The following is a 23,429-nucleotide window of genomic DNA, read 5'->3' on the forward strand; positions in this document are numbered from 1 at the left end:
AAGGGCACCTGCGATGTTGGATCTCCTCGGCCGGGTCGTGCACCGGGCGCGTTGGTGGGTGATCGCCGCCGCCGCGGTGTTTTTGGTCGCCGCGGGCGGCTGGGGAGCCGGCGCCTTCGACGATCTGGCCGTCGGCGGGTTCACCTACGCGGCCAGTGAGAGTTCCCGCGCCGACGAGGTCGAACGCGAGGCGCTCGGCCGCAACGACGCGGACGTCATCGTGCTGTTCGGCAGCGACCGCTGGACGGTGGAGGACCCCGCGTACGCCGGCGCCGCCCGGCGCGTGCTGGACGGGCTGCCGGCGGACCGGGTCGAGGGCGTGACCGACTACTGGCGGGCCAAGGTTCCCGCCCTGGTCGGCACCGACCGGCACGAGACGTTCGCGGCGGTGCAGATCGCCGGTGCCACCGAGAACGAACGCCTCACCAACTACCTGGCCATCAAGGACAGTCTGACCAGCCCGGATCTCGAGGTCACCGTCGGGGGGCCGCTGGCGCTGATCGACGACGTCAACAACCAGAGCAAAGCGGACCTGACCCGCGCCGAGGCGCTGGCGTTGCCGATCCTGTTTCTGCTGCTGGTGCTCATCTTCCGTAACCTGCTGGCGGCGCTGCTGCCGGTCGCGGTCGGGGTGCTGGCGATCGTCGGCTCGTTGGCTGGCCTGCGGCTGCTGGCGCAGTTCACCGACATCTCGATCTTCGCGGTCAACGTGGTCACGCTGCTCGGTCTCGGGCTGGCCGTGGACTACAGCCTGTTCATGGTCAGCCGGTTCCGGGAGGAACTCGGCGCGGGCCACTCCGTCCCGGCGGCGTTGCGGCGGACCATGGTCACCGCGGGCCGGACCATCGTCGTCTCCGCGGTGACCGTCGCACTCGCGCTGGCCAGCCTGGCCGTCTTCCCACAGGTGTTCCTCCGGTCCATCGCCGTCGGTGGGGTCGCCGCGGTGCTGCTGGCGGGGTTCTTCGCGATGACCGTGATGGCGGCGATGTTGGCTCTGTTCGGGCTGCGGCTGCGGGAGCGTCGCCCCAGGCCGGCCGACAGCGACCCGAACTCGGGCGCGTGGGCGCGGATCGCGTGGACGGTGATGCGCCGACCCGTACTGGTCGGTGGCGCGGTCATCGCCGTGCTGGTGGTTCTCGGTCTGCCGTTCCTGCGCATCTCCTACGGCTGGCTGGACACCCGGGTGCTGCCTGCCTCGGCGGAGAGCCGGCAGGTCCAGGACGCCATCGAGCGGTCGTTCCCGGACAGCGTCACCCGGCCGATCGAAGCCATCGTCACGCTGGACGGCCCGGTGACCGGTTCTCCCGGCCGGGAGGAGATCGCCGCGTACGTGGAGCGGGTGGCCGCGTTGCCGGGCGTACGGCAGGCAGACGTCACCGGTCTGGCCGGCGACACCGCGCGGGTCACCGTCCGGTTCGACGCGGAACCGATCTCCGAGCAGGGACGGGAGCTGGTCGACGCGGTGCGCGGCGTGGCAGCGCCGCCCTCCGGCACGGTGCTGGTCGGAGGGGACGCCGCCGGGTTCGCCGACCTGATGGACATGCTCGCGAAGCGGTTGCCGTGGATGGGCCTGCTGGTCGTCGTCACCACGTTCGTGCTGCTGTTCCTGTCCTTCGGCTCGCTGGTGCTGCCGGTCAAGGCGATCCTGATGAACGTGCTCAGCCTGACCGCGGCGTTCGGCGCGGTGGTGTGGGTGTTCCAGGACGGCCACCTCGACGGGCTGCTGCGGTTCACCTCCACCGGCAACATCGACGTGGTGCAGCCCATCCTGATCTTCGCCGTCGCGTTCGGGCTGTCGATGGACTACGAGGTGTTCCTGCTCTCGCGCATCCGTGAGCACTACGACCTCAGCGGCGACAACACCGAGGCGGTCGCGGTCGGCCTGCAGCGCTCCGGCCGGATCATCACCAGCGCGGCTCTGCTGCTGGTGGTGGTGATCGTGTCGTTCGCGACCGCGAGCGTGCTGGTCGTGAAGATCATCGGAATCGGGCTCGCCCTCGCCGTCATCGTCGACGCCACCATCGTCCGGGCGCTGCTGATGCCGGCCACCATGCGGCTGCTCGGCCGGCTCAACTGGTGGGTGCCCGGGCCACTGCGACCGCTCTACGCCAGGTGGGGGATCCGCACGGAGGGCAGCCAACCGGACGGGGAACGGGCGGCCGCGTAGGGCCTCCCGTCGCCGTCCGTGCAGACCCGCGTCGCCCCGTCCGGGGCCCGTCAGTAAATCAGCGACCGGCCCAGGCCCATGTCGGTCAGGCGGGTGGAGTGCACGATGCTCGTGACCTCGACAGCCTTCTGGATGCGTTCCTCCGGCGTGGTGTCGACCAGCCGCCGGCCCGCCCAGATCTCGTAGTCACCGATCATCGCCAGGTGCGGTGCGATGCCCTCCTGGAACCAGTCCTCCCAGCGGGTGAGCTGGTCCGCCACCGGCAACCGCTCCCACAGCCGCATGCCGTCGCGGATCAGCTCGACCAGGCGGTCCTTCTCGTCGGGGTGCTGCTGCAGGTGCTCGCGGACGATCGAGGTGCCGACGGCCAGGTGGCGCACCTCGTCGATGGCGGCGCCCTTCTCCATGTCCGCCATCCGACGGTCGATCGGCCGCCACTTGCGCTCGCTGAGCTCGAACGACGGGGCGAGGAAACCCTCGACCAGGATCGTCAGCAGCACCACGCCGCCGACGAAGTCCTGGCGCTCGCGCACGATCGGCATACCGTACTCCTCCAGCGGATCGAGGATGGTCGCCTTGTCGTGCGCCGTCTGCCGCGCGATGACGGCGGCCACGTCCTGCTCGGCGACGCCGAGGTTCACCAGATGGTTCCGGAAGATCATCGCGTGGCGGGTCTCGTCCATCAGTTGTGTGGCGTAGAACTCCGCCGTCGTGGAGTCCGGCGCGCACGCCACGATGTGCCCGATCGCGCGGGCCGCCCGCTCCTCGGCGAGTGCGCGGAACGCGACCTCCTGGATCAGCGCGTCCCGGAGCGGGCCCGGCTCGTGCAGGAAGTCCGGGGTCACCAGCTCCGGCGGGTAGCCGACGATGTTGCCGCGCAACGTGCGCTGCGGGACGTTGGCGAACCAGTACCGCAGGTCGCAGTCGCGTGCGCTGAGCCGGATGCCCTCCGCGCCGTCGAAGAGGGACGACGCCAGGTCCCAGTCGGCGGCATCGTCCGCGGTCGTCCCCGACCGCCCGTCGGTACGGGAGACGGCGGGCCGGGGGCTGTACGCGACCATCGGCTGCGGGCGCGGGCCGGGCACGGTGACCGGTGCCGGTGCCGGTGCCGGTGCTGGTGCCGGTGCCGGGGCCGGGGCGTCGGCGGGGCGGGGCGAAGCCGGGGCCTGGACCGGCGCGGCCACCGGTGCGGGCGCGGGCGCGCCGGCCGGCGGGGCCACGAACGCAGGCGCGGGCGCCGCGGCGGCCGGCGCCGCCGGTGGCTGCGCGGCCGGCGCCGGGGCGCTGTCGGTCATGATGAACGGGCGGGTGCCGTCGAGGTAGTCGACCAGCGGCGAGGCGACGCTGGCCCGCGACGGCGGGTGGAACGCGACGCACTGGCACGCCGCGATCAGGTACGCCACCTCGGGGGAGCCGATGAACGACATCCCGCCGAGCATCTCGGTGGCCTGGCGGGCGGCGTCGGTGATGGCGTCCTGCGCGCCGTAGCGGGCCATCAGGGCACGGGCCAGGGCGTCGTTGTCGGTCTCGCCGGCCTGCGTGGCGCGGGCCGCGCCCTCCAGCAGTTGGGTGGCGGTCTCCAGCCGGGTGCCCAGGGCGGCGCGGTCGGTGACCGCGCCGCGCCCGGCGGCCAACGCGCGTTCGACGAGCGCGCTGGCCATGCCCAGGTACGACGCGGTGATGAGCAGCTCGAACCAGATGAACCCGACCGTCTGCAGGTCGTCGAGCATCCCGTCCGGGCCGTTCTCGGTCGGGATGACCAGCTCCTCCTCGATGAACACGTCGGTTAGCCGTACCTCGTCGCTCTCCGCGCCCGCGAGCACGCTGCTGCCCCAGAACGGGTGCCGCGTGACGCCGCGCAGCGTGGCCGGCATGAGCAGGAAGGCCGTCTGCTGGCCGCCGTCCGGGGCGGGCACCGCCACGCTGGCCGTCAGCAGGTCCATCGAGTGGCTCAGGCTGCACGGCTTCTTCGACCCGTTGATCCGGTAGCCGCCGTCCACCCGGGTCGCCGTCATCGTGGGGGAGAGGATCCCCTGGGCCGGGCGACCCTCGGCGAACCCTGAGGAGACCAGCAGGTTGCGGCTGGTGATCGCCTCCAGAAGGGCCCACTCCATGCCGGAGTTCTTGATGCTCTCGGCGAAGGTGAACAGCGTCGCCACCGAGAAGTGGTGCATCGTGGTCGCGACCGCCAGCGACGGCGCGTGGGCGCCGATCGCGCGGGTCACCCGTACCGCGTCCAACGGGGTGGCGCCGAGCCCGCCGTAGTCCTTGGGAATCACCAGGCTCGGGCCGCCGCTGGCCCGGAACACCGGCAGCGTGCCGCCGCCGGAGGCCTCCCGCTGCGCGAACGGGATCTCCGCCAACCCGTCGAGCAGCCCGGGCAGGTACGACTCGCAGAGGGCGCGGGCCTGGTCGAGCGATCGCACAGGGTTCCTCCGGCAGGGGCGGTCAACGGGAGATGAGCGCGCGGGCCGCCGCGCGGCGCAGCTTGCCCGACGGTGTCTTCGGCAGGCTGCCCGGCGGCAGCACCACGACCTCGGCCGGACGGGCTTCTACGTCCGCGACGATCCGGTTGGCGACGGCGTCGGCCAGCGCCCTCTCGGCTGCCAGGTCACCGACGAGCCGCGACTCGACCAGTACCGCGAACGACTCCCGCGCCACGCCGTCGCCGGCCATCAGCCGCACCGCCGCGACGTTGCCGTCCCGGACACCGTCGACCCCGGCGGCCGCGCGTTCGATGTCGGTGGGGTAGATGTTGCGGCCGCCCATGATGATGACGTCCTTGCGGCGCCCGCAGACCACGATCTGGCCGTCGACCAGGTATCCCTCGTCGCCGATGTCCAGCCAACCGGCGTCGTCCAGGGCCGGGGCCGGGCCGTCCTCGGTGAGGTAGCCCGTGGTCACCGAGTCGCCGCGCAGCTGCACCCGGCCGACCTCACGGTCGCCCAGCTCGGCGCCGGAGTCGTCGACCACCCGGACGACGACGCTCGGCAGGGCGGCGCCGAGCAGGGGCAGCCGGCGCACGCCGGCCGGATGGTCGTCGCGTACGGGGACCGCCCGCCGGTTCTTCTCCAGTTCCCGGGCGTCGACGGTGTCGAGGAGCATCGGGTCGGACAGCGCCGACAACGAGATGACCAGGGCGCTCTCCGCCGCGCCGTAGCAGCAGTTCACCGCCTCGGGCCGCAGGCCGAACCGCGCGCCGGCCGCGACGAACGCCTCCACCGTGGACGGGTCGATCGGCTCCGCGCCGTTGCACAGGGTTTTCAACCGGGACAGGTCGAGCGACCCGGCGTCGGCGCGGGCAAGTTGCCGGGTCAGGATCGCGTACGCGAAGTTCGGCGCGGCGGTGATCGTGCCGCCGTAGTGGCTCATCAGTTCCGCCCACACCATCGGACGGCCGAGGAACTCCGCGGGAGTGACCATGACCAGGTCGATGCCGGTGAACATGGGCAGCAGCAGGCAGCCGACCATGCCCATGTCGTGGAACAGCGGCAGCCAGCTGACCAGCACGTCGTTCTCGCCGCACTCGAGGTGGTTCGCGCTGTCGACCAGGTTGGCGCGGAGATTGCGGTGGGTGATCCGCACCGCCTTCGGCTCGGCGGTCGAGCCGCTGGTGAGCTGGAGCAGCGCTGTGTCGTCCTCGGCGGCGGGCACGACGTCGAACTCCCGGTCGCTGTCGAGGTCGCCGATCATCCGATGTGGGATGCCCTGCTCGCGCAGCAGGCCGGCCATCGCCTCGAACGGGGCACCCACCAGCACCAGACGCGCGTCGATCATGCGCAGGACCCGCAGCGTGTCGTCGCGCCAGACGGTCAGGTCGGTCCGCGGGGTCGGCTGGTGCAGCATGGTCACACTGCCGCCGGCCAGCCACGTCCCCTGCGCGACCCGCGCGACCTCTGCCGGGTCACCGGCCAGGACCGCGACGGCCTGGCGGGGGGCCAACCCGTCCGCGACCAGCGCCGCCGCCGTACGTCGGGCCGCCTCGTGCAACTGCCCCCAGCCGCGCCGCACCGGGTTCCCGGGAGCGCCGGTGACCATGCCGCGCGACGACCGCCCGGCGGTGTCGACCACGGCATCGACGAAACGGCTCACCTCAGCCTCGCCTGAATCATGCGGGACAGCGTAGACAGGGCGATCGACAAAGACCATAGATCCTCTGTGGAGTCCGGACGGGCGATTGTGCCGGCCGCCGTGACCGATGGACGATGACCGCGGCACGGTGGGTGACCGCCGGCACTGACATTCCCGATCGCGGAAGGCGGCCGCCTGAATGGGTGACTCCAGGACGCAGTGGTGGTTGGATGTCGTACGTACCCAGGCTGCTGAAGTGCTCGGTCGGCCGCGCGGCGACGTCACTCCGGACGGTGCCTTCGCCGACCTGGGCTTCGACTCACTGACCGCGCTCGAACTGGCTGACCGGCTGTCCGAGGCGAGTGGGCTCCACCTGTCCGGCACCATTGCCTTCGACTACCCCAGCCCGTCGGCCCTGGCCGGGTACCTGGCCGAACGGGTCGGTGGCCCGGACGCGGAACCGGGGCCGGGGCACCGCGTCGCCACGCCGATGGCCGACGAGCCGGACGGCACGCCGTCGGGGGGTCCCGAGCCGATCGCCATCGTGGCGATGGCCTGCCGTTTCCCCGGCGGAGTGGCCACCCCCGAGGACTTCTGGGCCTTCCTGGCGGACGGCCGCGACGGCGTCGGACCGTTCCCGACCGACCGGGGCTGGGACCCGCAGGTGTTCCATCCCGACCCCGACCGTCCCGGCTCCACCTACGCCCGCCACGGGGGATTCCTCTACGACGCCGGCGACTTCGACGCCGGATTCTTCGGCCTGTCGCCCCGCGAGGCGCTGGCCACCGACCCGCAGCAACGGCTGATGCTGGAGATCTCCTGGGAGGCGCTGGAACGCGCCGGCATCGACCCGCGCACGCTGCGCGGAAGCCGCACCGGCGTGTACACCGGCGTCATCGCCAGCGACTACGCCCCGCGCCTCGGGGCCGTCCCGCCGGAGGTCGCCGGCTTCCTGATGGCCGGCAACGCCTCCAGCATCGTCTCCGGCCGGGTGTCGTACGCGTTGGGCCTGGAAGGGCCCTCGCTGTCGGTCGACACCGCCTGCTCGTCGTCCCTGGTCGCGCTGCACCTGGCGGCCCGCTCGCTGCGTACCGGCGAGTGCGACCTCGCACTGGCCGGCGGGGTCACCGTGATCGGGACGCCGCTGGTGTTCACCGAGTTCAGCCGCCAGCGCGGGCTCTCCCCGGACGGGCGGTGCCGGTCGTTCGCCGCGTCCGCCGACGGCACCGGGTGGGCCGAGGGCGCTGGTGTGCTGGTTCTCGAACGGCTCGCCGACGCACGCCGCCACGGCCGGCGCGTCCTGGCGGTCCTGCGGGGCAGCGCGGTCAACTCCGACGGGGCGTCCAACGGCCTCACCGCGCCCAACGGTCCGTCCCAGCAACGCCTGATCGCCGACGCGCTCGCCGATGCGGGACTCGACGCACCCGACGTGGACGTGGTGGAGGCGCACGGCACCGGCACCCGGCTGGGCGACCCGATCGAGGCTCAGGCGCTGATCGCCGCGTACGGCTCCGGCCGGCAGCGCCCGCTGTGGCTCGGGTCGGTCAAGTCGAACATCGGACACACCCAGGCGGCGGCCGGGGTGGCCGGGGTCATCAAGATGGTGCTGGCACTGCGGCACGGCCGGCTGCCCCGCACGCTGCACGTCGACGAGCCCACCCCGTACGTGGACTGGTCCGCCGGCCCGCTGCGGCTGCTCACCGGCGAGCAGCCCTGGCCGGCCGGCGCGCGGCCCCGCCGGGCGGCGGTGTCCGCGTTCGGGATCAGCGGCACCAACGCACACGTCATCGTCGAGGAGGCGCCGCAGGACGAGCCCGCCGCTCCGACCGGCAGCCCGGCCGTGCCGACGCCGCTGGTGCTCTCCGCGCGGACCGTCCCCGCACTGCGCGAACTTGCCCGCCGCCTCGACGCCTTCCTCGATGCCCACCCCGACCTGCCGGCCCGCGCGGCGGCGGTCGCGGCAGCCCGGCGTACGGCGTTCGAACAACGCGCCGTGGTCCTCGACCGCAACGCCCTCGCGTCCCTCGCCGCCGGACGGGACACCCCGGCCGTGGTCACCGGCACGGCAAGCGAGGGCAGGCTGGCCCTGGTCTTCCCCGGACAGGGATCGCAGCGACCCGGGATGGGGCGGGACCTCGCCGCGGCAGAACCGCGGTTCGCCGCTGCGCTGGACGAGGTCTGCGCCGCACTGGACCGGCACCTGGACCGTCCCATCCGCGCGGTCATCGACGGCGACCCGGACCTGCTGGACCAGACCGAGTACACCCAGCCGGCGCTGTTCGCCGTGGAGGTGGCGCTGTATCGGCTGCTGCGACACTGGGGCGTCCGGCCGGACTTCGTCCTCGGCCACTCGATCGGGGAGATCACCGCCGCCCACGTGGCCGCAGCGCTGTCGCTGGACGACGCCGCCCGCCTCGTCGTCGCCCGCGGACGGCTGATGCAGGCGCTGCCCGCCGGCGGCGCGATGGTCGCGATCCAGGCCACCCCGCACGAGGTCGAGCCGCTGATCGCCGACCCTGCGGCGCAGGTCGGGCTCGCCGCCGTCAACGGCCCGGCGTCGGTCGTCATCGCCGGCCCGCAGGACGCGGTGCAGACCGTCGCCGACGCGTTCGCCGCACGAGGCCGCCGGACCACCCGGCTACGCGTCAGCCACGCGTTCCACTCCCCGTTGATGGAGCCGATGCTCGCGGACCTCGCCAAGCTGGAGGCGGACCTCACCCACCGGGCGCCGCAGATCCCGCTGGTCTCCAACGAGACGGGCCTGCCGGTGGACATGATCACACCGGGGCACTGGAGCCGACACGCGCGGCAACCGGTGCGGTTCGCGCAGAGCGTACGCCGGCTACGCGAGCAGGGGGTGAGCCGGTTCCTGGAGGTCGGGCCCGGCGGCCTGCTGTCGGCCATGGTCCTCGACTCCGTCGCCAACCTGGACAGCGACCCGGGTGACCCGACGATCGCCGTGCCGCTGCTGCGCGGCGGGCGCGACGAACAGGACTCCGCCTGGGAGGCGGCCGCCCGCCTCTTCGCCCGCGGCGTGGACGTCGACTGGCCCGCGCTGCTCGGCGGGGACGTCCCGCCCGCGGAGCTGCCCACCTATCCGTTCCAGCACCGGCGGTACTGGTTGACCCCGCCGGCCCGGCCGCGGCTCGGCCAGCCGGTCGAGACGCCGGACGCCGGACTGCTGTTGACCGGCGAACTGTCGATCGCCGCCCAACCGTGGCTCGCCCAGCACCGCGTGGGCGGGGCGGTCGTCGTACCGGGCGCGCTGCTGGCGGAGCTGGCGGCGCGCGCGGGTGCCCACGCCGGCTGCCCCGAGGTGGTGGAGCTCCTGCTTCAGGCGCCGCTGGTGCTCCCCGAGGCCGGCGCCGTCGAGACCCGGGTGGTCGTCGCCGGGACGGACGGCGACCGGACCCGCCCGCTGACGATCCACGCGCGCCCACCCGGTGGAACGTGGACGCCGCACGCGACGGGAACCGTCGCCCCGGTGCGGACCAGCGACGCCACCCGGTTGAAGCTGTGGCCACCGCCGGGCGCGGTGCCGTTGGACACGGACGGCTTCTACGACCGCCTGCGCGCCGGCGGCTACGACTACGGCCCGGTGTTCCAGGGCGTCGGTCGGGCGTGGAAGCGGGGCGACGAGATCTTCGCCGACGTGACGCTGCCCGCCGACGCCGCCGGCGCGGCCGAGGGTTTCCTGCTGCACCCGGCGCTGCTCGACGCTTCGCTGCACGCCCTCGGCCTGCTCGGCGACGCCGGCGCGGACCACAAAATCGCGCTGCCGTTCTCCTGGGCGGGCCTGCAGGTGCACGCCCGAGGCGCCACGGCCCTGCGGGTCCGGCTGACCCGCGACGGCGACGGCGTCGACGTCGTCCTCGCCGACCCGTCCGGTGCGCCGGTCGCCTCGGTCCGGCACGTCGCGCTGCGGCCGATCACCCCCGACCGGCTCGCCCCCGGGCCGTCCGGGCCCGGCGGAGGGTACGAGCTGCGCTGGGTGCCGGCCGCTCCGGCCCGCTCCGACCAGCCGGTGGTCTGGCTCGACCAGCTGACGGCCAGCGACCAGCTGCCCGACGTCGTCTTCACCGAACTGCCGCCGGGCGGTGACGACCCGCACCCCACCGTCGCCGCCGCGCTCTACCTGGCACACCGCTGGCTGGCCGACCCGCGGTACGGCGCCGCCCGGTTGGCGGTGGTGACCCGGCGGGCCGTCGCCGACCAGCCCCGGGACCTGGCTCAGGCGGCGGCGTGGGGGCTGCTGCGGTCGGCGCAGTCCGAGCACCCCGGCCGGTTCGCGTTGATCGATCTGGACGACGACCCGGCCTCGCGGCAGGCCCTCGCCGCGGCCGGCGCCGCCGGAGAACCGCAGGTCGCGATCCGCGCTGGCGGACTGCTGGTGCCTCGGCTGCAGCCGTCGACCGCCGACCGCCTCGCCCCGGAGACCGGGACCCCCACTGATCCCGGGGCCGTCACCCGCGTCGGACCCCGGGCCTGGGCCCCGCAGGGCACCGTCCTGGTCACCGGCGCGACCGGCGCCATCGGCCGGCTCGTGGCACGGCACCTGGTCCAGCGGCGCAGGATGCGGCACCTGGTGCTCACGTCCCGGCGTGGCGCCGACGCCCCCGGCGTCGCCGACCTGGTCGGCGAGCTGACCGCGCTCGGCGCGAAGTCGGTACGCGTCGTCGCCTGCGACGTCGCCGACCCGGCGGCCCTGGCCGACCTGCTGGCGTCCATCCCCGCCGAGCATCCGCTCACCGCCGTGCTGCACCTGGCCGGTGTGCTGGACGACGGGGTGGTCGACTCGCAGACCCCGCAGCGGGTGGCTGGAGTGCTGCGGCCGAAGGCGGACGGCGCACGGCAGCTGCACGAGCAGACCCGCGAGTGCGACCTGGCCGCGTTCGTGCTCTTCTCCTCCGCCGCCGGCCTGCTCGGCTCGCCCGGGCAGTCGGGTTACGCCGCCGCCAACGCCTACCTCGACGCCCTCGCCGAGCAGCGGTGCGCGCAGGGGCTGCCGGGGCAGTCGCTGGCGTGGGGCTTGTGGGAGCTGCCGGACGGGATGGCCGAGCAGGTCGACGCCACCGGCCTGCGTCGCATGCGCGGGATCGGGCTGACGCCGTTGTCGCCGGAACGCGGACTGGCCCTGCTGGAACGGGCGCTCGACTCGGACGCGGCGACGCCGGTCCTCGTCGACGTGGACAGCGCCCTGCTCGACGGGCACGACCGGCGGTCGGTGCCGCCGATGCTGCACGACCTGACGACCACCGACCGCCCGTCCGGCGCGGACGGCGTCGGCCTGACGGACCCCATGGTCGCCACCATCACCCAGACACCGGCCACCGCGTCGATCGACCCGACAACCGGCGGCACGCCCGGCCCGGCCGGCGACACCCGGGCGGGCGGCACCGACCTCGCCAGGACGCTGCCCGGGCTCGCTCCCGCCGAACAGGACCGGGTGCTGCGTGAGATGGTGCTCGCCGAGGCCGCCACGGTTCTCGGCCACACCTCCGCCGCCGACCTGGACGGCACCCGGAGCCTGCCCGAGCTCGGATTCGACTCGCTGACGGCGGTCGAGCTGCGCAACCGGCTCGCCGCCGCGACCGGGCTGACCCTGCCGGCGACCCTGGTGCTGGACCACCCGAACGTGCGGGAACTGGTCGGCTACCTGCGGGGTGAGCTGCTACCCGAGCAGGCATCCACCCCGCTCGGGGTGCTGGAGGAGTTGACCCGGCTGGAGTCCAGCCTGGCCAACCTGACGATGGACGGTGTGGCGCGCAAGCGGCTCGCCGACGCCCTGAACCAGCTGCTGTCGCTGGTCGACACCGAGTCGGACAAGATCGCCGCGGCGAAGGACGATTTTTTCGACCTGCTCGACTAAAAGCCCCGCCTCGGCCCTCAAGAAGGCGGTCGTCGTCCAGCCGCTCGGGCGGCTGGAGGACGACCCGCGGCCGCTCAGCCGAGCGGGGTGGCCTCCACCACGGTGACCTCGATGTCGGAGCCGAACAGCCCGAGCAGGATGTCCCGGATCGAGTCGCGCATCGCCGCGCACGCCACCGGGTCGATCAGGCTCGCCAGGGAGGCGATGCCCAGGTCGAATCTGCTGTCGAACTGGACCCGCACCCCCTCGTCGGCCTCGACGACCAGCCACGAGCCGGTGAACGTCGCGAAGTCGCCCGTGGTCTGTTCGAAGTCGATGCGGCGGCTGATCGGGTCGATCTCGTCGCGTTCGGCCCAGACGAGGATGCCCCGGCGGAAGTTCACCTCCCACTTCGACTCCACCTGGGTCGGGCTGACCTGGGTCACCCCAACCGTCCGTACGGTGTCGGTGAACTCCGGATACGCGGCGAAGTCGGCCAACCGGTCGAACGACTCCTTGGCGTCTGCCCTGGGCAGCAGAGCGTGCACGATGACGGAGCACTCCATCGCGGGTGGCCTCCTCAGTTCGGGTTGACGATCACTGCCGCAATTCCCGGATCAGGTGACGCAGGCTGACCCGCCACGCGTCCTCGGCCTGCGCCGGGGTCATCGCGGCCGGTCCGCCGGGAATCGTGCCGAACGACGTCGGCAGCAGTTCGGGGATGATGACCAGCCCGCAGACGGCGACCACGCCGTCCAGCCGCGCCAGGTCCTCGGCGGGAAGGACATCCGCGAACGCGGGCCGGACCAGCCGATCCACGATGGACGGGTCCGCGATCCGGCCGTCGGGTAGGTCCATGCCGTGCTCGCGGGCGGTCTCCGTCACCAGTTCGAGGTAACGCTCCACCGGGATGCCGGCGGGTCCGGCGGTCAGCCAGTAGTCGCCCTTGCGCAGGTCGGCGTCGAGCACCGCGCGGATTCCCTGCGCGACCATGTCCTGCGGGACGAGGTCGAAGAACGTGCCGGGATGCGCCGGGATGAAGGGCAGCTTGCCGGTCACCAGATACTCGGCGAGCTGGTGCACTCCCTGGTGCTGACGGATGACACCGGTACGGGAGTCGCCGATGACGATCGCCGGCCGGACGATCAGCGCGTCGATGCCGCTGTCGCGGACCAGCTGTTCGCCGAGGTACTTCGACGTGACGTACTCGTCGGTCCGGGCGGCCACCTTCTCGGTGCCCAGCCTGCCGCCGCCACCGGCCCGGCCGTAGCGGGACACGTAGGCGGTGCTGACGTGGACCAGGGTGGCGTCCGCCTCGGCGGCGAACTCGACGACCCGGCCGAGGCCCTCGATGTTGAGCCGGTCCACCTCCGCCTGGTCGGCGGAGAAGTTGACGATGGCGGCGGAGTGGATCACCGCGTCGACCTCGGCGCACAGCTCGCGGTAGGCGCGGCGGTCGAGCCCGAGCGAGGGGGCGTGCAGATCCAGCCGGACCACCCGGTTCGAGCCGCCCGGCAAGCGTCGGTAGGCGGCGGCGATCACGTCGTACCCGGAGAGCTCGGCCAGGACGGCGGTGCCCACGACGCCGCTGGCCCCGGTGACCAGGACGGTACGTCGCGTCATGCCGGGGCGTCGCTTCCGGTGGCGGGGAAACGCGCGCCCAGGGCGGCGCAGGCCCGCTCGAACGAGGCGACCAGCCGTTTTTCCTCGTCGGGAGTCATCGTGGCGGGTGGGGTCAGCCGCAGCACCGGGTGCGCGTTCATCGAGTGGTTGACGACCACGTCGTTGTCGAGCAGGTCCATCAGGAACTCTGCGGCGTGCATTCCGGAGTGGAACTCCACTCCGAGGAGCAGCCCGGCCCCGCGTACGTCGGCCACCAGGTGCCCGATCGACCGCACCGTCTCGGTGATCGCGGCAAGGAGCCGCCCGCCCAGCTCGGCCGCCCGCTCCACCAGCTTCTCCTCCCTGATCACCTCGACCGTCGCGCGGACGGCGGCCATGGCCAGGGGATTCGCGGAGAACGTGGACGTATGCAGGTAGGGGTCCTTGTCGAACGGGGCGAAGGCCTCCTCGGTCGCCAGGGTCGCCGCGACCGGCACCAGTCCGCCGCTGAGCGCCTTGCCGACCAGCAGGACATCCGGCCGTACGCCGTCGCGGTCCGCTGCCCACCAGGTCCCGAGCCGCCCCAGCCCGGTCATCACCTCGTCCAGGACGAGCATCGCCCCCCGATCGCGGCACAGCGCCTCGACCGCCTTGAGATAGCCGGGCTGCGGGATGATCACCCCGCCCTCGCTCTGCACCGGTTCGACGACCACGCAGACGTCACGGTCGACGACGGCGGCCAGCTCGTCCAGGTCGCCGAACCTGACGTGGGCGACCTCGGGCAGCAGCGGGCGGAACGGATCCTGATAGAGCGACCGCGCGGTGAGCGACAGCGCGCCGACCGTCTTGCCGTGGTAACCGCGGTGCATGGAGACCAGCCGGTGCCGCCCGTTCGCCCGGGCGATCTTGATCGCGGTCTCCACCGCCTCCGCGCCCGAGTTGGAGAAGTGCACCTTGACCAGGCCCTCCGGTGCCACCGAGGTCAGCGCCTCGGCGGCCCGGGCGGCGGGCTCGTTCAGCAGCACCCGGGTGGACAACGCCTGGCGTTCGAGCTGGTCGCGCACCGCCGCGAGGACGAACGGATTCCCGGCACCGACGAAGAACACGCCGTAACCCGCGCAGTTCAGCAGTTGGCGGCCGTCCGCCGTGCGCACCACCGTGCCCGTGGCGCCGACCTCCAACGGTGTGTGGAGCATGGCGGCGACCCGGCCCAGCCCCTCGCCGAGATGCCGGCGGTAGAGATCGAAGACAGTGGAGGACACCGAGGGAAGTCTGCCCGATCGGCACCACCTCGACAATTGTCTACTCAGGACAAGCGGCGATGACCGAACAGCCGACCCATCGAGGATTGCTGGTGGCGTTGACGGTGCTCTAGGGTGCCGGCGTGGACACGTACAGCGAGATCCTCTACTCCGTTTCCGACCGGATCGCCACGGTCTCGCTCAACCGTCCCGAGGAGCGCAACGGCTACACCCTGCGGATGGCCGACGAGCTGGCGCACGCGTTCGACCGCGCCGACCGCGACGACGACGTCCGGGTCGTCGTCCTCACCGGTACGGGTGAGCACTTCTGCGCCGGGTTGGACATGTCCGTGACGGAGTTCGACACCCCCGACGACCCCGAGGCCGAGTGGGCGGAACCGGCGGGACGGTGCTCGATGCGGATCTTCGCGATGAACAAGCCGGTCATCGCCGCGATCCGGGGCGCGGCCGTCGGCGCGGGCGCCACCATCATCCTGCCGGCCGACTACCGACTCGCCGCCACCGACGCGCGATTCGGGTACGTCTTCAGCCGGCGCGGCATCTACGCCGAAGGCGCGTCCACCTGGTTCCTCCCGCGGCTGGTCGGAATGGGCTGCGCGCTCGACTGGATGATCAGCGGGCGGGCGTTCGACGCCGCCGAGGCGCTCTCGGCCGGCCTGGTGCACAGCGTCCACGAACCGGAGCACCTGCTCGACAAGGCGTACCAGCTCGCGCGGACCATCATCGCCACCACCGCGCCGGTGTCCGTGGCGGTCATCCGGCAGATGCTGTACCGGACCGGCGCGCTGGACTCGCCGTACCCGGCGCACCGGCTGGACTCCCGACTCTCCGCCGCTGCCCTGACCAGCTCGGACGCGAGGGAGGGCTTCGACTCCTTCCGGCAGCGACGCGCTCCGGCCTTCCCCGGGCGGGTCAGCAGCGACCTGCCCGACCACCTCCCGTGGAGGAACGAATGACGCCTTTGGTTGCGGCATGACCGGGCAGGAAGCCGGGCACGGTCCGGAAATCGCCGAACAGATCACCGTCGCGGCACCGGCGGGAACGGTCTACGCGGCCGTCGCCGAGGTGCGGCGGATGGCCCGGTGGAGCCCGGAGTGCTTCGCGGTCTGGGTCACCCGGCGCGACGGTGGGCAGCCGCGACGGTTCGTCGGCTGGAACCGCCGTGGACCGTTCCTCTGGTTCACCACCTGCCGCGTCGTCGCCGCGACCCCGGGCAGCGAGTTCGCCTTCGACGTCACCACCTTCGGCCAGCCGGTGGCCCGCTGGGGCTACCGCTTCAGCGAGACCGACGGCGGCACCCAGGTGACCGAGTACTGGCAGGACCGGCGCAACGGGGCCTCCCGCGTCCTCGGCCGGATCTTCACCGGCAGGGCCGCGGCGGAGCGTCCGACGGTGAACCGGGACGGCATGCGGGAGACCCTGCGCCGGCTGAAGCGGGAGCTGGAAGCGGCCTGACCCGGCGGCGGCCGACCGGGCCCCGCTGTCTGGCCCTGACCAGCCCGCGCGCCACCCTGCGCGCTGGCCAGGGACGAGTTCGCCGATCGGGCGGGAAAGGTCGAGCGGCGTTCATGCGTTGGCGCGGTCCCGTGCCGTCATTCGGCGGTTCTCTCGTCGGCGGTCTGGTCGCGCGGCTGGAACAGGAGATGGATGGCGTTGTCGAGGTCCAGGCGCCGGATGCCGATGCCGTAGACAGGCTCGAGGAGCACCGGGTCCAGCACCTCACCGGTGGCGCCGGCGGCGACTACCCCGCCTGAACCGAGCAGCACCAGGTCGTCGCAGTAGCGCGCGGCGAGGTTGAGGTCGTGCAGCACGACGACGGAGCAGGTCTCCAGGTTGCGCACCAGGTGCAGGATCTCGTGCTGGTAGCGGATGTCCAGGTGGTTGGTGGGCTCGTCGAGCAGCAGGTGGGTGGCCTCCTGGGCCAGGGCACGGGCGATCAGCACCCGCTGGCGTTCACCGCCGGAGAGACGGGCGAACGCCCGCGCGCCCAGGTGCGCGGCACCGACCCGCATCAGGCAGCGGGCCGCGACCTCGTGGTCGGCCCGACCCGTGCGCTGGAACGTCGACAGGTGCGGCGTCCGGCCCAGGAGCACCAGCTCCGCCACGGTCAGGGCGGTCTCGCCGCCGGTTTCCTGCACGACCACGGCAAGCCGCCGCGCGGCCTCCCGCGACGGCAGGGTGGACAACTCGTCGCCGTCGACCAGGACCTGCCCGGTGCCGCTGCGCAGGGCGCCGTAGAGCAGCCGCAGCAGGGTGGTCTTGCCGCTGCCGTTCGGGCCGATCAGCCCGAGCACCCGACCCGGTCGCGCGGTCACGCTGACCCCGTCGATCACGGGGTTCGCGCCGTAGTGCCAGGAGATCGCGGTCGCCTGGATCACGCGCCGTCCTTGAACCGCTGCACGATCCGCTCCAGGCCGTCGACCGACAGCGGGGTGGGCGGCTCGGTGAAGTTGAACAGCTGGGTCATGAGGTCGCCGTTGCGGACGGCCTTGAGCCTCTCGGCACCGGGCAGCCCGGTCAGACCCTGCTCGGCGGCCTTGGCATCGCCGTCGCTGTACAGCAGGATCAGCACGTCGGGATCGCGGCCGAGCAGTTCCTCCACGCTGACCTCGAAGACCCGCTCCGGCACGTCGCCGAAGACGTTGCGGAAGCCGGCGGCCTCCAGCTGCGGATGGGCCATGCTGGCGGTTCCGTAGGCGTAAGTGGTGCCGCCGCCGGCCGTCGGGTACAGCACCGCCGCGGTACGTCCGGACGAAGGGTCCGTACCGGCCTGGATCTCCGTCATCCGTTCCTTGAGTGCGGTGACCGCGGCGTCGGCCTCAGACGTACGGCCGAACACCTTGCCGTACGTCTGAAGCTGGCGGTAGACGTCGTCGAAGGTCGGTGTGGTCGTGCTGCCGGGACACATGGCGGGCTCCTCCAGCAGGGGGATGTCCACCGCCGACAGCGTGTCGCGGGAGAGGTTGTCCACCTGGCCGAGCACCAGATCGGGCTGTTGGCTGATCACCGCTTCCTTGGAGATTTGCAGGTGGCCGCTGGTGTCGGTCCGGTCGGTCAGCAGTGGGATGCGATCCAGTTCGGTGCGGGTCGCCGCGTCGTAGTACTCCTTCGGGTAGTGCCCGGCGCGGGCGGTGACCCGGTCCATGACGCCGAGTGCGTGCAGGTACGGAACGGCCGCGCTCCTGAGCAGGACGACCCGCTGCGGCGCGGCGTCGAAGGTCACGTCCGTGCCGCAGTTGTTGACGGTGACCGGGTATCCGCGGCCGGCCGCAGCCGGTTCGGCGCCGGTGCCGCCGCAGGCGGCGGCGAGCAGGACGGTCGCGGAGATCGCCCCGGTGACGGCGAGACGCGTTGCCTTCATGATTCTCTTCCTTGACGGGTCGGGCGCCTCACGCGCCGGTGGAGTGCAGACGACGGATCAGGATCAGCAGGAAGGGTGCGCCGAGCAGGGCGGTGATGATGCCGATCGGGATCTCCTGCGGGGCCAGCAGGACCCGGGCGAGCACGTCGGCCCAGACCAGGAGGATGGCCCCGAGGAGCGCGGCGACCGGCAGCACGCGTACGTGCGGCGCGCCGACGATGCGCCGGGCGAGGTGGGGGATGACGAGGCCGACGAAGCCGATGCTGCCGGCTGCGGAGACCAGTACGCCGACGCTGAGCGAGACGATCACGAGCAGGCGTAGCCGGAAGCGGTCGGGTGACACGCCCAGGGTCTGCGCGGTCTCGTCACCGACGGCCAGGACGTCGAGTCGCCGCCCGACGACGGTCAGGTAGCAGATCGTGCCGCCCAGCACGATCGCGGTGACCGCCAGCATGGCGTTCCACCGGGCCAGTCCCAGGGATCCGAGGAGCCAGAACATCACCGATCGGGCGCCTTCGGCGGATCCCGAGGCGAAGATGAGGAAACTGGTGGTGGCGTACAGCGCGTAGCCGACGGCGACTCCGGACAGGAGCAACCGGATCGAGGTCACCCGGCCTCCGCTGCGGGCGATCAGAAAGACCAGCAGCGACGCCCCGAGCGCGCCGGCGAAGGCGCTGCTGGACAGGGCGTACTGTCCGAAGCCGGCGCCGGCCCCGAACAGGATCGCCGCGGCCGCGCCGCTGGAGGCTCCGGAGTTGATTCCCAACAGGTAGGGGTCGGCCAGCACGTTGCGCACCATGGCCTGCAGCGCCACCCCGCACACCGCCAGCCCGGCGCCGACGAGCATGCCGAGCAGCACCCGGGGCAGTCGGACCTGCCAGACGATGGCGTCCTGCGGGGGCGTCCAGTTCACCTCGACGGGCAGGCCGAGATGGTGCCCGACGACCGAGGCCACGGTCATCGGAGGGATCCCGATCGCTCCGGACCCGACCGCGGCCAGTCCGGTCAGGATCAGCCCGACCGTCAGCGCGAGCAGCCAGATGCCGGTGCGGCGGCGCTGCGCCACGACACCGAGCAGATCCGGTTGATTCTTCGGCAGGGCGGTGGCGGTCACCATACCCTCCTTCTGCAACTTCTTGGTTCTTGCAAAGTCTTGGCAAAAGCTAACAGCAAGATCAAGACAGCGGAAGCGGGGTGAGGTGTTGTTCACCTCATCGACCGCCGTCGCCGCGCGCGAGGCGGACGAGGGCTGTGCCGACGAGCGGTGGCCGCGGCGGGTGCGCCAGCCCGTCCAGCGCCGGCGTCTGCTTGTGGCGGAGTAATGCCGTGGCGCGACTCCGCCAGCGCCAGCTATTCACCCGGCTGCGCTGGCATCGGTAGAAATTTCCGCATGTCACTTCCCTTACCGCCCTCCGAGCCTGGCCGGCTGCGACGCCGGTTGATCGCGGCAGCGACAGCGACGGCACTGATCGCTGGCGGAATCGCCGCGATCCCGACGACCGCGACCGCGGCAAGCGCCGCCGCGGCCCCCAAGGCCGAGACCAGGTCCACCCACACCATCACCCTGATCACTGGCGACGTGGTCACGGTGACCACCTCCGCCGACGGCAAGGAAACGGTCGATGTGGACCGGCCCGACAACGCCACCGGCGGCGTCCATCTGCAGGAGAGCGGCGGTGACCTGTTCGTCCTCCCCGACGAGGCGCTGCCCCTGCTGACCAGCGACAAACTGGACCGGCGGCTGTTCAACATCACCGATCTCATCGAGATGGGCTACGACGACGCGAAGACCGCGAGCGTCCCACTCATCGCCACCTACGCGCCGGCCAAGGCACGCGCGGCCAAGCCGGTCGTTCCCAAGGGCACCAAACTGGTCCGCGACCTGCGGCAGGTCGGGGCCGCGTCGCTGGCGGCCGACAAGAAGCAGGCCCGCACCTTCTGGACCACCGTCGCACCGGCCGCCTCCGGTTCCAGCCCCACCCTCGGCGCCGGGGTGGCGAAGCTCTGGCTGGACGGCCGGGTTGCTGCCAGCCTCAAGGAGAGCGTGCCGCAGATCGGCGCGCCCGAGGCGTGGGCGGCCGGGTACGACGGCCGCGGGGTCAAGGTCGCGGTGCTGGACACCGGGGTCGACGCCAGCCACCCTGACCTGGCCGACCAGATCGACGACAAGGTCAGCTTCGTGCCGAACGAGGACACCTCCGACGTCAACGGGCACGGCACCCACGTCGCTTCGACGATCGTGGGCACCGGCGCGGCCTCCGGCGGCACGTACAAGGGCGTCGCGCCCGGTGCGGACCTCATCGTCGGCAAGGTGCTCGGCAACGACGGTTTCGGCATGGACTCCTGGGTGCTCGCGGGCATGCAGTGGGCGGCCGAGTCCGGCGCGGACGTCGTGAGCATGAGTCTGAGTGACCCGACTCTCTCCGACGGCACCGACCCCATGGCGGTCGCGGTCGACACGCTGTCCGCGCAGTACGGCACGCTGTTCGTCATCGCATCCGGCAACGCCGGGCCGCAGAGCATCGGCACGCCCAGCTCCGCCGCCAGCGCGCTGACCGTCGGCGCGGTCGACAAGCAGGACCGGCTCGCGTACTTCTCCAGCACCGGCCCGCTGGTGCGCAGCGGCGCGCTCAAGCCGGACATCACCGCCCCCGGGGTCGACATCACCGCCGCCCGCTCGCAGCAGATGACCACCGGCACCGGCCAGTACCGGACGATCAGCGGCACCTCGATGGCGACTCCGCACGTGTCGGGCGCCGCGGCGATCCTGGCTCAGCGCCACCCCGACTGGTCCGGCGCGCAGCTCAAGGAAGCGCTGATGAGCAGCTCGAAGGGCCTGGCCGCGGGGTACACGCCGTACGAGGTGGGCGCCGGCCGGCTCGACGTCGCCGCCGCCGTACGCACGGACGCCCGGGCCACCGGATCGGTCTTCTTCGGCAACTTCGACTGGCCGCACGAGCCCACCGACGCCCCGGTGACCAAGCCGGTGACCTTCACCAACTCGGGCAGCAGCGACGTGACCCTGAACCTCGCCATCACCGGATCCGGCCCGTTCTCGTTGGGCGCCTCCGCGGTGACGGTGCCCGCGGGCGGCAGCGCGTCCGTCCCGGTCACCGGCGATCCGACCAAGCCCGGCACCGGCCAGTTCACCGGTTACCTCGTCGGCACCGACGCCGCCACGGGCACCGCGGTCACGCGCACCTCTCTGGGTCTGCTGAAGGAGGACGAGCGCTACGACCTGAAGGTCAAGCTGATCGGCCGGGACGGCAAGCCCGCCGCCGCCACCGTCGTGATCAAGAAGGCCGGCGAGTTCTACCCGTGGATGTACACCATCGACGGCGAGATGACGCTGCGGCTGCCGCCGGGCACCTACACCGTCGAGTCGACGCTGGACGTGCCGGGGGAGCGGTCCGACTCACTCGGCCTGGCCCTGCTGGTGGACCCGGAGACCGTGCTCAACGACTCCGGAGCCGAGGTGGTGCTGGACGCGAGCAAGGCCCGCCTGCTGGACACTGTCGCGCCGCAGCGCAGCCAGGACCGGCAGCGCAAGCTCGACTACACCGTCAGGTACGCCAACGGCGACAGCTTCCGCGACGGGTTCGTGGTGCCGGTGAAGTACGACGACCTCTACGTCACGCCGACGGACGAGGTCACCCAGGGGTCGTTCACGATGATCACCCGGTGGCGCAAGGGCGAGCCGCAGCTGAGCGTCGATGTCCCTGGTCTGCAGCCGGTGGATGTCACGGTCCAGCCGGGCAGCACGCTCACCGCCGGCAGGGAGACCCTGCCCACGGTCTACGCGGGCAACGGCGCGGCCGCCGACTACGCGACGCTCGACGCGAAGGGCAAGGCCGTGGTGGTGACCCGCAGCGACGCGGTCGGCGCCAGGGACCGTGCCGCCGCCGCCGTGGCCGCCGGGGCGAAGCTGCTGCTGGTCGTCAACGACGGCGTCGGCGTGCTCAACGAGTCGGTCGGCGCGTCCCCGATCCCGGTCGCCACCGTGCACCGCGACGCCGGCGCGCAGCTGATCGCCCGGGCCAGGACCGGCACGCTGCAGCTGATCACCAACAAGGTGCCGTACGCGACCTACCTCTACGACCTGACCCGCAACTACTCCGGACAGGTACCGGACCGGCCACTCAGCTACCACCCGCAGCGGCAGGACCTTGCCCGGATCGACGCGCACTACTACAACATCACGAAGGGGATGGAGGGCAGCGGCAACCGGTACGACGTGACCTTCACCCCGTCCCTCGGCTTCGCCGAGCGGGAGTGGCACCCCGCCACCCGTACGGAGTGGGTCACCCCGGACCAGGCCTGGCACGAGGTGCACAGCCAGGGCACCTGGACGGACACGGCCAACCGCAACACGTACGCCAAGGGCAGCACCACCCGGCAGGACTGGTTCGCCCCGGCGATCCGTCCGGCGTTCAACCGGGCGTTCGCGGTCCAGAACAGCCGCTACCGCGACTACATGACCATCAACGTGCAGGCCTGGAGCCCGTCCGGGGACGGTTTGGAGCACGGCGGAAACCTGGAGTGGGGTTCGGTGCCGACCAACCTGAAGCTCTACCAGGGCGACCGGATGCTGTACGAGAACAAGTACTCGTCGAGCATGCAGTGGCAGTCGGTGCCGGCCGGGATGCTGCCGTACCGGCTGGTGCTCGACGCGTCCCGCCCGGCCGAACAGTGGCGGCTGTCGACGCGTACGCACACCGAGTGGGACTTCGTCTCCAGCTCCAACGAGGCGGACAAGTTCGAGCCGTTCGCGTTGCTGCAGATGGAGTACCGCCTCGACACCGACCTGCACGGTGACGTGAAGGCGGGCACCACCGAGGAGATCCGCCTCAAGCCGATCCCCCAGGCGGGCGGCGGTCCCAGCACCGGCAATGTCACCTCCGTGACCCTGGAGGTGTCGTACGACGACGGCGCCACCTGGCAGCGGGTGACGCTCAGCAAGGACGCCGACTGGTGGACCGGCGCGCTCAAGCTGGCGAAGCAGCCGGGCGGCTACGTGTCGCTGCGGGCCACCGGCAAGACCGACGCCGGCTTCGGCATCAACCCCGCCACCCGAACGGTCCGGGACTTCGTCCCCAGGGAAGCCGGCAAGGTGGGCGT

13 protein-coding genes are annotated in these 23,429 nt (G+C 72.2%); 5 read left to right on the top strand and 8 right to left on the bottom strand.

Annotated features, from left to right (window positions below; translation table 11 throughout):
* The first annotated feature begins 13 nt into the window (after nt 1-13).
* Nucleotides 14-2,167 carry an MMPL family transporter gene (locus ABZ570_RS05205; protein ID WP_358057020.1) on the top strand — a complete coding sequence of 718 codons (2,154 nt, stop codon included), beginning with the start codon at nt 14-16 and terminating at the stop codon, nt 2,165-2,167.
* A gap of 50 nt (nt 2,168-2,217) precedes the next feature.
* On the opposite strand, the gene ABZ570_RS05210 is transcribed toward ABZ570_RS05205, so the two are convergent.
* Together ABZ570_RS05210 and ABZ570_RS05215 are read right to left on the bottom strand one after the other, a co-directional pair.
* Nucleotides 2,218-4,593: an acyl-CoA dehydrogenase family protein gene (locus ABZ570_RS05210; protein ID WP_358057023.1), complete on the bottom strand. Its 2,376-nt coding sequence runs from the start codon at nt 4,591-4,593 to the stop codon at nt 2,218-2,220.
* Between the two features lie 22 nt (nt 4,594-4,615).
* Complete coding sequence (locus tag ABZ570_RS05215; RefSeq protein ID WP_358057026.1) at nt 4,616-6,259, bottom strand: fatty acyl-AMP ligase; 1,644 nt, start codon at nt 6,257-6,259, stop codon at nt 4,616-4,618.
* A 178-nt stretch (nt 6,260-6,437) separates the two neighbouring features.
* On the opposite strand from ABZ570_RS05215, the gene ABZ570_RS05220 reads away from it, so the two are divergent.
* Complete coding sequence (locus tag ABZ570_RS05220) at nt 6,438-12,107, top strand: SDR family NAD(P)-dependent oxidoreductase (RefSeq protein WP_358057029.1); 5,670 nt, start codon at nt 6,438-6,440, stop codon at nt 12,105-12,107.
* 74 nt (nt 12,108-12,181) lie between these two features.
* Here the strand turns inward: ABZ570_RS05220 and ABZ570_RS05225 are convergent, their stop codons facing one another.
* From ABZ570_RS05225 to ABZ570_RS05235, 3 genes are read right to left on the bottom strand one after another with little or no spacing between them, the layout of a single operon-like run.
* On the bottom strand, nt 12,182-12,652 hold the full coding sequence (locus ABZ570_RS05225; RefSeq protein WP_358057032.1) for an SRPBCC family protein: 471 nt from the start codon (nt 12,650-12,652) through the stop codon (nt 12,182-12,184).
* 31 nt (nt 12,653-12,683) lie between these two features.
* Nucleotides 12,684-13,709, bottom strand: coding sequence for an SDR family oxidoreductase (locus ABZ570_RS05230; protein ID WP_358057035.1), 1,026 nt, complete (start codon nt 13,707-13,709; stop codon nt 12,684-12,686).
* Nucleotides 13,706-14,950: an aminotransferase class III-fold pyridoxal phosphate-dependent enzyme gene (locus tag ABZ570_RS05235; RefSeq protein WP_358057038.1), complete on the bottom strand. Its 1,245-nt coding sequence runs from the start codon at nt 14,948-14,950 to the stop codon at nt 13,706-13,708. Before ABZ570_RS05235 ends, ABZ570_RS05230 begins: the two co-directional genes overlap by 4 nt.
* Nucleotides 14,951-15,072: 122 nt before the next feature.
* On the opposite strand from ABZ570_RS05235, the gene ABZ570_RS05240 reads away from it, so the two are divergent.
* Together ABZ570_RS05240 and ABZ570_RS05245 are read left to right on the top strand one after the other, a co-directional pair.
* Nucleotides 15,073-15,906 (top strand): enoyl-CoA hydratase-related protein, encoded by an 834-nt coding sequence (locus ABZ570_RS05240; RefSeq protein ID WP_358057041.1) that lies wholly within the window; start codon nt 15,073-15,075, stop codon nt 15,904-15,906.
* A gap of 16 nt (nt 15,907-15,922) precedes the next feature.
* Nucleotides 15,923-16,405: an SRPBCC family protein gene (locus tag ABZ570_RS05245; protein ID WP_358057043.1), complete on the top strand. Its 483-nt coding sequence runs from the start codon at nt 15,923-15,925 to the stop codon at nt 16,403-16,405.
* 137 nt (nt 16,406-16,542) lie between these two features.
* On the opposite strand, the gene ABZ570_RS05250 is transcribed toward ABZ570_RS05245, so the two are convergent.
* The 3 genes from ABZ570_RS05250 to ABZ570_RS05260 are packed head-to-tail and all read right to left on the bottom strand — an operon-like array spanning nt 16,543 to nt 19,425.
* Nucleotides 16,543-17,328 carry an ABC transporter ATP-binding protein gene (locus tag ABZ570_RS05250; protein WP_358057046.1) on the bottom strand — a complete coding sequence of 262 codons (786 nt, stop codon included), beginning with the start codon at nt 17,326-17,328 and terminating at the stop codon, nt 16,543-16,545.
* The gene (locus tag ABZ570_RS05255; protein WP_358057049.1) at nt 17,325-18,311 is read right to left on the bottom strand and encodes an ABC transporter substrate-binding protein; all 987 of its coding nucleotides are present in this window, start codon (nt 18,309-18,311) and stop codon (nt 17,325-17,327) included. Before ABZ570_RS05255 ends, ABZ570_RS05250 begins: the two co-directional genes overlap by 4 nt.
* 28 nt (nt 18,312-18,339) lie before the next feature.
* Nucleotides 18,340-19,425: an iron ABC transporter permease gene (locus ABZ570_RS05260; RefSeq protein ID WP_358057052.1), complete on the bottom strand. Its 1,086-nt coding sequence runs from the start codon at nt 19,423-19,425 to the stop codon at nt 18,340-18,342.
* A 276-nt stretch (nt 19,426-19,701) separates the two neighbouring features.
* On the opposite strand from ABZ570_RS05260, the gene ABZ570_RS05265 reads away from it, so the two are divergent.
* Nucleotides 19,702-23,429, top strand: a 3,728-nt coding sequence (locus ABZ570_RS05265; protein ID WP_358057055.1) for a S8 family serine peptidase, incomplete at its 3' end; no start/stop codon positions are given.

The organism is Micromonospora sp. NPDC007271, from assembly GCF_040634005.1.
Lineage (GTDB): Bacteria > Actinomycetota > Actinomycetes > Mycobacteriales > Micromonosporaceae > Micromonospora.